General features: G+C 58.9%; 11 protein-coding genes. 2 read left to right on the forward strand and 9 right to left on the reverse strand.

Features of this window, described 5'->3' with window-relative positions; genetic code table 11:
- Positions 1 to 76: 76 nt before the first annotated feature.
- Positions 77 to 2,002, reverse strand: coding sequence for an ABC-F family ATP-binding cassette domain-containing protein (locus JZM60_RS00990; RefSeq protein WP_207163694.1), 1,926 nt, complete (start codon positions 2,000 to 2,002; stop codon positions 77 to 79).
- 280 nt (positions 2,003 to 2,282) lie between these two features.
- Here JZM60_RS00990 and JZM60_RS00995 point away from each other — a divergent pair, with 280 nt between their 5' ends.
- A complete protein-coding gene (locus tag JZM60_RS00995; protein WP_207163695.1) occupies positions 2,283 to 4,703 on the forward strand; it encodes an Rne/Rng family ribonuclease in 2,421 nt (806 codons plus the stop codon).
- Positions 4,704 to 5,126: 423 nt separating this feature from the next.
- Here the strand turns inward: JZM60_RS00995 and JZM60_RS01000 are convergent, their stop codons facing one another.
- Positions 5,127 to 5,426 carry a hypothetical protein gene (locus JZM60_RS01000; RefSeq protein WP_207163696.1) on the reverse strand — a complete coding sequence of 100 codons (300 nt, stop codon included), beginning with the start codon at positions 5,424 to 5,426 and terminating at the stop codon, positions 5,127 to 5,129.
- Between the two features lie 222 nt (positions 5,427 to 5,648).
- Here JZM60_RS01000 and JZM60_RS01005 point away from each other — a divergent pair, with 222 nt between their 5' ends.
- Positions 5,649 to 6,851, forward strand: a complete 1,203-nt coding sequence (locus tag JZM60_RS01005; protein ID WP_207163697.1) for a methionine adenosyltransferase — start codon at positions 5,649 to 5,651, stop codon at positions 6,849 to 6,851.
- 6 nt (positions 6,852 to 6,857) lie between these two features.
- Here the strand turns inward: JZM60_RS01005 and JZM60_RS01010 are convergent, their stop codons facing one another.
- The 7 genes from JZM60_RS01010 to JZM60_RS01040 all read right to left on the reverse strand — a co-directional run bounded on the left by JZM60_RS01010 (position 6,858) and on the right by JZM60_RS01040 (position 14,197).
- A complete protein-coding gene (locus JZM60_RS01010) occupies positions 6,858 to 8,498 on the reverse strand; it encodes an aspartate:alanine exchanger family transporter (RefSeq protein WP_207163698.1) in 1,641 nt (546 codons plus the stop codon).
- 6 nt (positions 8,499 to 8,504) lie between these two features.
- On the reverse strand, positions 8,505 to 8,927 hold the full coding sequence (locus JZM60_RS01015; RefSeq protein WP_207163699.1) for a hypothetical protein: 423 nt from the start codon (positions 8,925 to 8,927) through the stop codon (positions 8,505 to 8,507).
- Positions 8,928 to 8,935: 8 nt separating this feature from the next.
- Entirely contained in the window at positions 8,936 to 9,664 is a 729-nt protein-coding gene (locus tag JZM60_RS01020; RefSeq protein WP_207163700.1) for a Smr/MutS family protein, read from the reverse strand.
- Between the two features lie 31 nt (positions 9,665 to 9,695).
- The gene (locus tag JZM60_RS01025) at positions 9,696 to 10,565 is read right to left on the reverse strand and encodes an OmpA/MotB family protein (protein ID WP_207163701.1); all 870 of its coding nucleotides are present in this window, start codon (positions 10,563 to 10,565) and stop codon (positions 9,696 to 9,698) included.
- A gap of 59 nt (positions 10,566 to 10,624) precedes the next feature.
- On the reverse strand, positions 10,625 to 11,839 hold the full coding sequence (locus tag JZM60_RS01030) for a DUF401 family protein (protein ID WP_207163702.1): 1,215 nt from the start codon (positions 11,837 to 11,839) through the stop codon (positions 10,625 to 10,627).
- Positions 11,840 to 11,925: 86 nt separating this feature from the next.
- On the reverse strand, positions 11,926 to 12,657 hold the full coding sequence (locus tag JZM60_RS01035; protein WP_207163703.1) for a hypothetical protein: 732 nt from the start codon (positions 12,655 to 12,657) through the stop codon (positions 11,926 to 11,928).
- A 40-nt stretch (positions 12,658 to 12,697) separates the two neighbouring features.
- Positions 12,698 to 14,197: a lytic transglycosylase domain-containing protein gene (locus JZM60_RS01040; protein ID WP_207163704.1), complete on the reverse strand. Its 1,500-nt coding sequence runs from the start codon at positions 14,195 to 14,197 to the stop codon at positions 12,698 to 12,700.
- Positions 14,198 to 14,206 lie beyond the last annotated feature (9 nt).

Below are 14,206 nucleotides of genomic sequence, written 5' to 3' on the forward strand. Positions count from 1 at the left end.
GAGGCCGCTCCTGTCAAGGAACGGCGCGGGAATTGAAGTTTATTGCGGGGATATGCGCCGGGAGCCGCCCCCCCAATCACCCGGCACCTGTGGTTTCCCACTCTTCATACAATCCAGCTATCCGTGCCGTCAGGGCAGCATGCTCCTCCCCCCCCAGGCGGGCCCGCTCCAGGTCGTCGAAGAATGCCGGGTCGGCCATCTGCTGCTCCAGCTCAGACAGGCGCGCCTCTTCGGCAGCGATGGCCGCCTCCAGCTCCTCCAGCCTCTTCTGGCGCCGTTTCTCGTCCCGTTGACGGGACTTCTCCTCCTCCCGCTGCCGCGCCCTCTCTTCCTTCGATTCAGGGATCCGGGAAGCCGGGGCCGGGGACCGGGGATCGGGGACCGGGAAAGGCTGAACATCTGCCAACGCTTTCTTCGACAGGTAGTACTCGTAGTCGCCGTGGTAGCTGGTGAGCTGCCCCCCTTCCACCTCCACCACGCGGGTGGCGAGGCCGTCGATGAAGTAGCGGTCGTGGGAGACGAAGACCACGGTGCCGGCAAAGGTCTTGAGGGCGTCAAGGAGGACATCCTTGCTGAAGAGGTCCAGGTGGTTGGTGGGTTCATCCATGAGGAGCAGGTTCGAGGGGCGAAGGAGCATCTTGGCCAGGGCCAGGCGGTTCCGCTCGCCGCCGGAGAGGACCGCCACCTTCTTGTGGATGTCATCGCCGGAGAAGAGGAAGGCGCCGAGGATGTCCCGCAGCTGCGGCACCATGGCAAAGGGGGCGTCGGCGAAAAGCTCGTCGTAGGCGGTCTTGTCGCTGTCGAGGACCTGTGCCTGGTCCTGGGCGAAGTAGTCGAGAGCCACATTGTGCCCCACGACCCGCTCTCCCCCGTCAAATGGCTTGCCGGCCATGATCCCCATGAGGGTCGATTTTCCGGCGCCGTTGTGCCCAACCAGGGCGATCCGCTCCCCCTTCTCCACGGTGAGATTGACGCCGTTCAGCACCACATTGGCGCCGTAGGCCTTCACCACGCCGGAAAGCTCCATGGCAATCCGGCCGCTGGCGGGGGGATCTGGGAAGCGGAAACGGATTTTTTTGCGTTCCGGAGGGAGGACGATCCGCTCGACCTTCTCCAGTTGCTTGATGCGGGACTGGACCAGGGACGCCTTGTCGGCCTTGTAGCGGAAACGGCTGATGAAGTCCTCGATCTTCTGGACTTCTTCATCCTGGCGCCGCTTAGCCTCCCGCAGGGCCGCCACCCGCTCCTCCCGCTGGACGAGGTAGCGGCTGTAGGAGCAGTGGTAGTCGGTGAGGACGCTGTTCCAGACCTCCGTAATCCGGTGGCAGACCTGATCCATGAAGAAGCGGTCGTGGGAGACAAGAATCACCGAGTGGGGATACTCGCACAGGTACCCTTCCAGCCAGTTGCGGGCCTCTATGTCCAGGTGGTTGGTGGGCTCGTCCAGCAGAAGCACGTTGGGCTTTTTCAGCAGAAGCTTGGCCAGGGCGATCCGCATCTGCCACCCTCCGGAGAACTCGCCGCAGTCGCGCCCCCGGTCTGTGGTGAGAAAACCGAGGCCGTCCAGGACCCGGCACGCCTCCGCCTCCATGGCGTAGCCCCCCCGCAGCCGGAACTCCTCCTGAAGATGGCCGTAGCGCTCCAGAAGGGGATCGTGCTCAGGGTCGTCATGGGAGACTTCCTCCAGGCGACGGGTGAGCACTGCCAGCTCCCGCTCCATCTCCTGGAGGTCGTCCAGGGCCGTCATCACCTCGGCCAGGAGCCCCTGGCCCCGGGTGACGATGCCGTCCTGGGGGAGGTAGCCCACTGTGGCGCCTTTGGCGAAGATCAGCTCGCCGGCGGAATGCTCCACGAGTCCGGCAACTATTTTCATGAGGGTCGATTTGCCGGCGCCGTTCTCCCCCACGAGGCCCACCCGCTCACCCTTCTTCAGGTGCCAGTTGATGCCGGTAAAGAGGGGCCTGCCCGCAAAGTCCTTGGAGAGATTCTTGAGATGGAGCATGGAAAATCCGTTCCGTTACTGTGAGATGACGTCATTGTAGGAGGGGCTAAACGGCCTTGTCAATCTTCTCTCCTGTCTAAATGGCTGTTAAAGCCAGTTTTTTCTTATTAAAGGCAAAAAACTCTGCTATACTTTAGCGATTTTACGCAACTACAAAGCCTTTCTTCTTAATGCTGAGGCTTCGAACATAATACGGCGGGCCACGGCTTCATGCCGGTGGATACCGAAATTTCAGCGGCGCAGGGAGCCCCCTGCTGCCCACCTAAAGGAACCGGAATCAATGGCAAAAAAGATGCTCATCAACGCGATGCATCCGGAAGAGTCCCGTGTTGCCATCGTCGAAGACGGCAAGCTGGACAATCTGGACATCGAGATCGCGGGAAGCGAACAAACCCGCGGCAACGTCTACAAAGGGGTCGTGGTCAGGGTGGAACCGGGGCTCCAGGCGGCCTTCGTGGATATAGGGGCCAAGCGGCTCGGCTTTCTCCAGATGGGGGAGATCCATCCCTCCTTCTGGCAGTGGCGCGACGACGTCCCCCACGAAAACCGCAACCGCCGCCCACGCATTCAAGAAATCCTCCGCCGGGGGCAGGAACTCATCGTACAGGTGGAAAAGGGCGAGCGTGACATGAAGGGTGCGGCCCTCACCACCTACATGTCATTTCCGGGGCGTTACATGGTGCTCATGCCGGGAAGCGATTCTGCCGGCATCTCACGCAAGGTGGAGAGCGAGGCAGACCGCAAGAAACTGAAGGAAAAAATTTCCCAGATGGAAATACCCGAGGGGATCGGCTACATCGTCCGGACCGAGGCCCTTGGCAAGACCAAGACCGAACTGAACAAGGACCTCCAGAACCTTCTCAACCTCCACAATTCGATCATGGAAAAGGCAGCCGCAGCTAAGGCTCCGGCCCTCATCTACCAGGAAATGAACGTCGTCATCCGGACCATCCGCGACTACTTCACCGCCGAAATCGACGAAGTGCTCGTGGACAGCAAGGAAGTCTACAAGGAAGCCCGGGACTTTTTCAAGCAGACCATGCCCAAATACGAGAAGCTGGTGAAGCTCCACACGGAGAAGCGCCCCATCTTCTCCCGCTACCAGATCGAGGAGCAGATCGATCTCATCTACGAAAAGAAAGTCCCCCTCAAATCGGGGGGATATCTCATCATCGAGCCCACCGAGGCCCTGGTTTCCATCGACGTCAACTCCGGCAAGACCACCGGCGAAAAGGGGGTTGAGGACACCGCCTACAAGACCAACCTGGAAGCCGCCGAAGAGGCCGCGAGGCAACTGCGGCTGCGGGACCTGGGGGGGCTCATCGTTCTCGACTTCATCGACATGCGGGACCGCAAGCACAACAGCGCCGTGGAGAAGGTCCTCAAGACCGCCCTCAAGGAGGATAAGGCCCGGGTCGAGGTGGGGCGCATCTCCCAGTTCGGCATGCTGGAGATGTCCCGCCAGCGGATCAAACAGACCCTGGAACAGGGAAGCACCCTCGAATGCCCCCATTGCAGCGGCCGGGGCAAGGTAAAGAACGTTGAGAGCATGGCCCTGTCATTCCTCCGCAAGGTCCACGCCGCAGCGGCCAAAGGGACCGTGGCCGAGGTTCACGGTGGGCTCCCCCTGGAAGTGGCCTACTACCTACTGAACCGCAAGAAGCGGGAGCTTGCCCGGATTGAGGACGACTACGACATCGTGGTCACGGTCAAGGGGCGGACCTCCTTCCTCATGAACGAACTGGAGCTTGAAACCGTCAAGCGGGACAAGCCGGCTCATGTTGAACATAACGCTGAACCAGCGGAACCGCTGGAAAAGAAACCCGAAACCGTCACGGAAACAAGCAAATTAATCGAGGCAGAGGAAAGCGCGCCCCAGGAAGGAACGGAAGGGAAAAAGCGCAAACGCCGCCGCAGCAGAAAGAAGTCAACGGTAGATGACGCGCAGGCTGCATCTCTTGCTGGCGAAGGGCAGCACGATGAAGAGCAGCCCGACGAGGAGGCCATCGTCGAGCCGGAAGTCGAAGAGCAGCTTCCGGAGAACGAGGAACGTGCCGATACTCCCCAGGGCGATGAGGCGAAGAAGAAGCGGCGGCGCAGGCGGCGCAGGAGCAAGAAACCCCGCGTCGAAGAATCCGACGAAAGCCAATTGACCGATGAAGGCACCGGCGAAACGCCTTCCGCGACGGAAGCTGCAGCGGACACGGGCGAGGAAAGCGTTGTAAAAACCGCGGGAGAGGAAGAGCCGGCGGCCGATGAAGGGAAAAAGAAACGGCGGCGGCGCAAACGCCGCAGCGTGAAACGGGACGAAGACGGGGCAGTTGCCGTTGAAACCGCAACTCCGCAGGAAGCTCCCGTTGAAGCAGCGGAGCCGGTACAGGCGCCCCCGGCCGTCGAACCGCCCCCAGAAAAGGCAGAACCGAAGCCGAAGAAACCCCGTGCTCCGCGTACTAAAAAGAATGCCGCGGTCACCGATGCCGCCGAATCCCCGGCCGCCGTGGAGATGCCGGCAGAACCGGCATCGGTTGAACCGCCTCCGGCAAAACCGGCCCGCAAGCGTTCGCCCCGCAAGAAGGCGGCAGATGCAACGGCAGCCGACTCTCCGGAAACACCACCGACGGCGCCTGCACCGGAAGCAGAAGTGCCCAAGCGCAAAAGGGCACCGCGCAAGAAGAAGGAAGAGCCTTCCGAAACACCTTAGCTTTTAACTTTGCACATCTGCCACACCAAGCGGGGCTTCCCACGAAGCCCCGCTTTTCAACCACTAAGTGTATAACGTAAACATACACCACCGACAAAAGCAGATAAAGTCCCCTCACCTAAAAGGATTAAAACCTCTCTTCCACGCCTTAACCTCTCAATAATGGCGCGGGTATGTATGAATAAAACATACACCACCCTCTCTCCCCTTCATGTCCAAAAGGCTTTAAAAACCGGAATAACAACGCCAAATCAACCTGTTATCATTATTATTTCAAACACTTCACCGTTGGTACAACAGGTGCAAATATAGGAATCGTTCAATTACAGTCACAAAACAACAACAAATGAGACCAACCATGTCGCCTGACTATAGTGTTCATAATCTCGGAGACGCCTCTTCAACGCTTCTGATGCAGGGTTTCTACTTTGAAGAATTCCTGCTGGTGCTTTTCACCGCCCTCGGAGCCATTGCGTTTCTTAGCCAGCTGGTACCGGGGGTGTTGTTGTTTGTCTCTATGGCAAGGAGTATCTGTTCCTGCACCAAGCCCAGCCCTGGCACTTCATGCGACGGTATTGAATAGGTCGGGGGTCGTGAGGAGAATATGACAAAATCCATGGTCAGCACATATGCTCTAATTCTGGAATTCACCTCTCCCGCGCTATCACCGCTGGAGGGGTTGACCGGAGTATTCATCTGGATCTTTTTCAGCCTTTGTGCCACGGCCATCTTGTTTCAAACCTGTGCCACCGCAAACGCACTATTGAGTTCGCCACAGGGCGCGCGTAAAGGGGAGCGGCAGGCAAGAGTCTTGGCATAACCGGGCACGCCACGTTTTCCAGGCCGTCCATCGTCAGCAATTAGTCACTGCTTATGATGGGCGGTTTTTTTATTCCCATGCCCGGTCCCCATGCAATCGCTCGCAGACATGATACAGTGTTATCCATGATAACCATCGAGGCATTCAGGGGGAACTCAATACTGGACCAGCAGGTGGAAATCGTGGAGCGGAAAGGAAAAGGGCATCCCGACTACATCTGCGACGCGGCCATGGACGCTGTCTCCGTAGCCCTGTCTCAGGAGTATCTCCGGCAATTCGGCCGCATCCTGCACCACAACATCGACAAGAGCCTCCTTGCCGCCGGAAGCGTTGAAATGCGCTTTGGCGGAGGGCGCGTAACCCGGCCCATGGAACTCATCATCGGCGACCGGGCCACCTTCTCCGTGGGAGACCGGCGGATTGCGGTGGAGAAGATCGCCATAGATGCGGCACGTGAGTGGATACGAAGAAACCTCCGCTTCGTGGACCCGGAACTGCACGTGGATTTCCGGGTGGTACTCGCACAGGGCTCGGAGGAACTCACCGGCATATTCGCGCGGCCGGGCGAGGTCATGGCGGCCAACGATACTTCGGCGGCAATCGGCTATTGGCCTCTTTCCCCCACGGAGCTTGCCGTCCTCTCCCTGGAGCAGCACCTGAATGCCCGCGAATTCAAGGAGCGTTTTCCGGAAACCGGCGAGGACATCAAGGTCATGGGGATGCGCTGGGGTAACGATCTGGAGTTGATTGTGGCGATGCCGCTTCTGGCGCGATTCATTGAATCCGAAGGGGAATATTTTGCCAGAAAGAAGATAATCGAACGGGAGATAGGCGAATTCCTGACCGGAATCCCCGGTTTCGGCCGGAAGCTGGCCAGCCTCAACACACTTGACGAACCGGGCCGGGGGCTTGGGGGCGTCTACCTGAGCCTTCTTGGCACCTCGGCTGAAGATGCCGACTCGGGCCAGGTGGGGCGTGGAAACCGGGTCAACGGCATCATCGCCCTGGGACGTCCCCTGGGAACCGAGGCTGCCGCCGGCAAGAATCCGGTGAGCCATGTGGGAAAAATCTACAATGTCCTGTCCCATAGGCTGGCCAGGGAAATCTGCGAGGAAGTGGAGGGGGTGAAGGAGGCCCACGTTATTCTCCTGAGCAGGATTGGAGCCCCCATCGACCGACCGCTCATGGCTGCGGCCCAGCTTCTCATGAAAAAAGGGAAACTGACCGGAGACGTCGCAACGCGGGCCGAGGAGATCATCGAACGGAGACTGGCGGGAATCAACGGATTCTGCATGGAACTGGCAGCGGGGAAATACCCGGTCTGCTGACTGGAATCACATGAGCAGCGTCAGCAGCACCTGAACAGCGACGATCTTCCCGATGGTGGCCACTGGATACACTGATGCGTAACCGATATTGGGCAGGTCGTTGCCGGTCTGCTCAAGGGCATACCCCAGAACGGCTGGCTGAGTCTGGAGCCCTGCCACCATGCCGATCAGTATCCCCATGGGGATTTTCAGGAGCCGGTGGCCAATAAATAGCGTTGCCAGCGCCGCGGTGAACGTCACCACCGCCCCGGCGGCAAAGATGGTAAAACCTCCCCCATCGGCCAGGGTCGAGACGAAGCCGTAGCCGGCCCTGGTGCCGATGCCTGCCAGAAAGAGCACGAGCCCAATCTGGCGCAGCGTCATATTGGCGCTGTAAGGAAGGCTCCAGATCATCCCTCCCGAGCGTCCGATGGTCCCCAGCACAAGGGCCACGATAAGCGGCCCCCCTGCAAAACCGAGCTTGAGCGTCACCCCCCCCGGCAGGGGAATCGGTACGATACCAAGCAGCAGCCCAAGGGCGAGCCCCAGGCTGAAGGTGAGAATATCCACTTCCGAAACGGCCCGGTATGAATCGCCAAACAGAGCCGTTACCTCTCCCATCCGTTCCCGGCTGGTCACCACCCTGACCCGGTCCCCCAGTTCCAGAACCATGTCGTCATGGGGGAGAAAGTCGTCATCTCCTCTCCGGACACGGGTTACCGTGGCCCCGAACCGCTCGAAAAGGTCCAGGCTCCCCAGCCGTCGGCCGGCCACCCGGGGATTTGAAACGAAGATACGCCGGTAATCGAACTCGCTCCGGTCAGCGGTGATTTCCTCCTCGCTCACCTCGCCGAGAACTTCCGCCACCCGCTGCAACTCCGCACCGGTTCCGACCGCCAGCAGCAAATCACCCGGCTGCAAGCGGACCTGGGGCCCCGTCAACAGATACTCCCCATTTCTCTTTATCCGGCCGAAAACCACGTCCCACTTCTGCTGGCGTGAGAGTTCCACCACGGTCTGCCGCCCCGCCTGGGGCCAGGTTACCCGGATGGTTTTCGATCTCAGGGCCTCGGTGGCAACCCCGGCAATCTTGAACTGCTTTGCCTCTTCGGCATAGTCGATTCGCCAGAGTTTCTGGACAAGGCTTATGGCGAGCACTACACCCATGACCCCCATGGGGTACGCAATGGAATACCCGACCACCGGCTCGGCCAGGAGTTGTTCCATGAGATTCTGCGGCGCCAGGTGTTTGATGGTTTCGAGGGCGCCGGCAAGGGCAGGGGTATTGGTGAGGCTGCCGGCGAAAAGCCCCACGGTGATCGTCGCCGGCAGGGCAAGGAACCGCTGGGCCGCCACGGTAAGCATTGTTGCGAACGCAAGAACGCACAGGATAAGAAGATTGTTCCGCACCCCCTCCTGCCTGAGCGACGCCACGAAGGCCGGTCCGCTGGCGAGCCCGATGGTGTAGACAAAGAGGGCAAGCCCCAGGACATAGACAATCTCGGGAAGTTTCAGCTCTGGATGGAGTGCGCCGACACCAAGACCGACGAAGAGTACCGCCGCCACGCCCAAGCTGGACCCGCGAAACTTTAAGCGCCCCAGGGGATATCCTATGGCCGCAACGGTAAAGAGGAGAAGGAGAGGGTTTGCTATGAGGATTCTGATCATTGGAAGTCACATCCGCAATGTCGGCTTGATGTTGTCGGGCACGAAGCTTTCAGCGATTCGCCACCCCCTGCCGGGGACATAAACCGGGGCAAGCCGATACGCGATAAAACCGAGGAGATCGAAGGGCTCGGGCAGTTCAGGCTCCAGCTTTACCACCCGGTAACCCACCAGGTCGCCAACTTCGGGATAACGGAGCGATTCCTTGAGAGTACAGGCCTCCAGCACCTTTCCCCCCTCGCCATTTGCCAGGCGGATGAAAAAAAGCTGTTCCCCCTCCGCGCTGGTACCACGGCGCTCCTCGACCAAGGCCGGGATGACCGCCTCCAGAAGTATCCGGTTCTCCAGGTTGCGGCAGGCGTAGTCAAAGGCCGCCTCAGGACTTTCGAACTCGATCGGCTCACCCGGCTTCTTTCGGAAAAAACCAAACATGCTTCACCTTACTCGCCCTTTTTGCCGGGCGTTTTGAGAAAGACCACAACGGCGCCGCTCCCCCCCAATTCCTGGGGTGCAGGGGCAAACTCAGCCACCACTCCTTTTCCCTGCTCACGGAGCCATGAGAGGACAGCTCCGTGAAGAACCGGCTCTCCCGGCGAATTGTTTCCCTTGCCCGTGATAACAAGAACCGCCTTCTGCGCAAGGCGCTGGGCACTTGAGATGAAATGCCCCAGGCTCTCCAGCGCCTCCTCACGAGTGAGACCATGGAGGTCAAGTTCCAGCCCAATGCGAATCTGGCCATTCTTCAACTGACGGAGCCGGCTGGCCGGACGGTGATGCTCTCCCTCGCCTTCCGGGAGATTGTCGATGAACGTGACATCAAGGCGCAGATTTGATATGGCATCGGCGAATGCCCGGCGCTCCTCGGCCTCCTGTTGCCGGCGGATCTCCGCAGCCTCTGACTGTTCAGGGGGTTGCGACGCATTCCGGGCATCTTTTTTCCTTGACGGTTCCGTGCCGGTGCTGATCCGCCGCACGTCCGACATCTCACGGAAAAAAAGTGAAATATCGTCAGTCTCCGCAGCAGTTTTTACCGGAGCAGCGGGGGGTGCCTTGATCGGAACCGCCTCCCCGGATAAACCGTCATCGGTCTTCAATCCCTTGAGAGCTGCAAAGGGAAGCGCCGCAAACTCCTTCGGTTTCGGTTCGTTCTTTTGTGTCTTCTTTTTCATGACTAAAGGTTTGTGTTCCTCTCCGTATTGGTCAAGGCGCGTCTCTGGGGACGAGGACAATCTCGATCCGGCGGTTCTTTGCCCTCCCCTCGCCGGTGTCATTGGTGGCAACCGGCCGGTACTCACTGTTGGCCACCGCCGCAAGTACAGCCGGATCGATGCCCCGGCTCTGGAGATAGCGTGCCACATTGATGGCGCGGGCCGCGGAAAGCTCCCAGTTCGTGGGGAAGCGCCGGGCTAGGTTGCCGATGATCCGGACGTTGTCGGTATGCCCCTCGATCCTGATCATCTTGTCCTGGACCCCTTTCAGGATATCGACCATCTTGGCCAGCACATCCATCCCCCCTTGCTTCACCTCCGCCTCCCCGGAATCGAAGAGAATGGCGTCAACCATATTGACCGTCAGCTTCCCCTTGAGTTCCGAAATGGTTACCTGCCCCTGGGCAATCTCCCCTTTCATGCTGTCGAGAAGGTCCTCATAGGTCTTGCTCACCTGGCGGACATTTTCCTCCCTGGCCTTCTGGGCAGCTGCAATCTCTTCCTTCAGCCGGGCGTTTTCGTCCTCAAGATCCGACACCTTTTGCCGCAGGTCGGCAACAGTCTGTGAAAGGGAATCAGTCTTGGACCGGAGGACCTGGTCCAACTCCCGGTTATCGGCAGAAAGTTTCTCCTTCTCCTTCGCCAGGACGGCGGCTTCTTCCTTTACCCTGGAAAGCTGTGCCTTCAAGGTGCCGTTCTCGGCTGAAAGTTCACGATGCATTTCCTGAAGTGTGGCGGCTTCCCGCCCGAGGGCATCGGCCTCCTCCGCCTTTTTCAAATATTTGCTCTCAGCCACGAGACATCCCGAAAGAACGAGGCTGGTGAACGTCATAAACATGAAAAGCACAATCCGTTTTGCCATAGAAACCTCCTCGGGTCCGGAAAACAACAGCAATGCGCAACGCAGCGCAATACACAAGGTCAGGAAAAAATATACACCGGCACTACGGCAGCCGCAAGCACCAAGGATTGAGGAATCCAGAGGCGGCGATAGACTCTCCCCATGTCGGCCTCAAAGTATTCCCGCGTAAGAACGAGACAGAGATGAACCGGCGAGAGCATCACCCCGGAGAAACCACTGCCGAAAGCCAGGGATAGAAGCCCCAGCGAGGGGATGTCGCCTCCCAGAAGCGGCATCAGTATAGGGAAGGTAATCCCCACGAAAGCCACGGTTAGCCCTGTCATTACGCCGGCAAGAAACGGGATGACCGTAATTATGAATAGCAACGGCAGTCCGCTCGCCACGAAAAAATGCGAGATGCCATCAAGTGCCCCGGTAACTCTCAGGGTCTCCTGAAAGATCATGACCCCGAAGATAAGAGACAGGGATTTCAATGAGACGCTCTCCCGGAGTGTCGCCACTATTCTGCCCGGTCCATACCGGTGAGCAATGAAAAGCAGTACCGTCATCCCACCCATGGCCGCCACCGGATTGCCCCCCAGTACCACCACTAAAACGAGCGTCACCAGAATCGGCGCCACCGAAATGACAAAGGTTCGGAGGGCCCGCCGCTTGCCGACCGTCTCTCCCTGTGGCACGGGGGCTGAATCGACTCCCCGGAAGCAGAAGAAAACACCCAGGACGATCACGGCTACGGAAAAGGTGATGTTCGCCAGGGCAATCTTCTGGAATGGAATGCGGGAGAGTCCCGCCACCAGGATGATGCCGGGATAAAGTGGCGAGACGTACTCCCATATGTGACGGAACCAGTAGTTGATGAAGGCCTTCTGGTCGGGGGAAAGCGTCAGATGGGCCGAAGCCTCCCGCACCATGGGAGCCGAAAAGACAGCCCCTCCCGGAGAAGGGAGCATCCCGATCATGGCCGGCATGGCAGCCATGATGAGCCTGCTGTCTGGAAGAATCTCCGAAAGGCTCGCCACCATCCGGCGGAGGGTGCCGGTCGTGCGGAGAATGTTCTCCATGATCATGGTGAAAACCAGGGTTGCCGTCATGTCCAGGGCACTGTCCGTGGTAAGGGCGGTCCAGGCCCCCGACAGGAACCGGAGCGGCGGAGTCAGGCAGGAGAACGCCAGGATTGCCGCCCCCAAGGCCATGACCGCCCCCAGGTGCCATCTGCGGCGTACCATCACGACCACGGCGATGAGGACGGCAAGGGTTTTCAGGAGATCAACCATGCACTTACCACCAATCAAAATGGAAAAAGGGACGCAACCCCGTCCCTTTCCCGCACTTCACACTATTTGCATGCCGGCAACGGCGGCTATCTCCTGACCACCCGCCGTTTCATCCCACCCATGGCCGCCATCTGCTGCTTCATGACAACCCCCTGGCGCTCCAGGTGGAACTGGAGCCACATGTCTCCGTAGACTTTCATCTTCATCTTCTTGGACTCCTGAAGCGACTCAAGGTTGGTCTTCAGTTTTTCGTCGCCGGGAAGCTTCTTGAGCCCCCGCTCCAGCACAGCTTTTGCCTGGCCGATATCGTCGCACTCGGTCCAGCAATAGGCGTAGAGCGCCCAGAGGAGAGACTCCTTCGGGGTCCACTGAACCGCCTTCTCGAAGGTTTCCTTCATTTTATCGCGCTTGTTCCGCTTCATGTAGCTGACGGCCAGCATCCCCATGGTAACCCAGTTTTTGGCGAAAGACTTTTCCAGATAGGGAAACGCCGTGGAAAAATCCCGCTTGAGGTAATAGATCATGCCGATCTGGGAATTGATCTGCCCGGTGACGTACATTTGCCACTTGCCGAACTTGAAGGCCTCCTTGAGCTCGCGTATCGCCTTGTCCACCCGCTGGGCCTGGATGTCGCGGTTGGCGGTCTCCATGATTGCCAGAATCTTCTTCATGATAATCCGGGATATGAGGAGAAATGAAGCGCCGAACAGGATGAGCCCCACAAGGATGGCCCACCACCAGGCCGATGAGCCTGCGGCGATGAAGATTATGACGATTGCGACAAGGGCTATGCCGCCGGAGATCAGAAAATTGTACATAGAATATTAGATCCTTTCGTGCTGAGCAGGGGGTAAGTCGTTATCCGTTATCGTCATCGGACACCGGAACCATGGAACCCTTCTTTTCCACATATTTGGCGACGATAAGCCGTTTGCCGGGGCGAAGCGCTATCTTCCCCTTCAAATTGTTCCAGGCCGTGAGAATGCGTGACGAGACATTGAATTTTTTTGAAAGCGACGCAATGGTGTCGCCCTTTTTCACGGTGTAATACTTGTTGAATCCCTTGGTCCCCTGCGGGCGTGGAGCCCCAACCTTCGCCAGCTGAACCTCTGGCGCCTTTTCGGCTGCCACCGGCACGAGGAGGGTCCGGCCCCGCACCTTGGCGGTCACCTTCAGCTTGTTCACCTCGGCCAGGGCCTCTGGGGTAGTGCCGTAACGGCGGGCAATGGCCGCGAGGGTATCCTTTCGCTTGGCCCGGTAACGGGTGTACACGATACGCTCGGCATAGCGCTGATCTTCGGGAAGCTGGGCGTAGGCCTGCTCGAACGCCCTTCTGCTCCCCCTTGGGATCTTCAACTCGTATTCGGGATAGTCCGGCGGAGTGCACCAGCGGCGCAACTCGGGGTTCAGTTCCTTGAGCACCTTGTAATCGACATTGATCAGCTTCGCCGCCACCTCCAGGTCTGTTCGCGCAGGAATGGCAACCGTATCGAACTCGATGGGGGGAAGGTAGGCCACATCGGCAAAACCGTAGCGGGCCGGCTCCTTGGCAATTATGGCGGCTGCCAGGAGCTTCGGCACATATTCCTTGGTTTCCCGCTTAAGGTACGACCCCTTGGATATTTCCCAGAAGTCACGGGTGTTGTACCGGTCGATGGCCCGCAGTATCTTGTTCTCCCCCGCATTGTATCCCGCGGCAGCAAGATACCAGTCGTTGTTGAACATGGCGTAAAGCTGCTTCAGATACAAGGCTGCCGCCACGGTCGACTTCAGCGGGTCGCGCCGTTCGTCGATCCATTGATCGATGCGGAGATCATAGCGCTTGCCGGTACCGGAGATAAACTGCCACGGCCCCACGGCGCTCGCCACCGAAACAGCGTGGGGGGTAAAGCCGCTCTCGATCATTGCGAGATAGACCAGATCCTCGGGGAGGCCATTTTTCTTCAGGACCTCTTTCATCATGGGGATATAGCGCTCTGAACGGGAAAGCCACTTTGCAAAGGACTTGCGGCCGGAGGTCTGGTAATAGCGGATAAAGTACTCAACCTGATCGTTAAGGGTGAGAGGAATGTCGGAATCGGGAAGCGGCCCCTCGGGAAGCGTCAACTCGAAATCGGTATCGGCGGCCAATTGGTCCTCGATAACGATCAAGTCCCCCAGGGATTGATCGGAGCGGCCAGATTTGCGGGCGCCCTTCGACCTCGAGTCGGCACCCAGGGGGAGGACCCCGGAGAGATCGGGAAGCGAAGCGCTGCCCAGCGCAGCCAACTCCATCAGGGGTGAGTTACGGGATTCCGATGCCAGGGCGGGGAAAACCGGAAGGATGCTTATGATGAGAAGGATTACTGCTTTTTTCATGGAATACCT

Source organism: Geobacter benzoatilyticus (genome assembly GCF_017338855.1).
GTDB lineage: Bacteria > Desulfobacterota > Desulfuromonadia > Geobacterales > Geobacteraceae > Geobacter > Geobacter benzoatilyticus.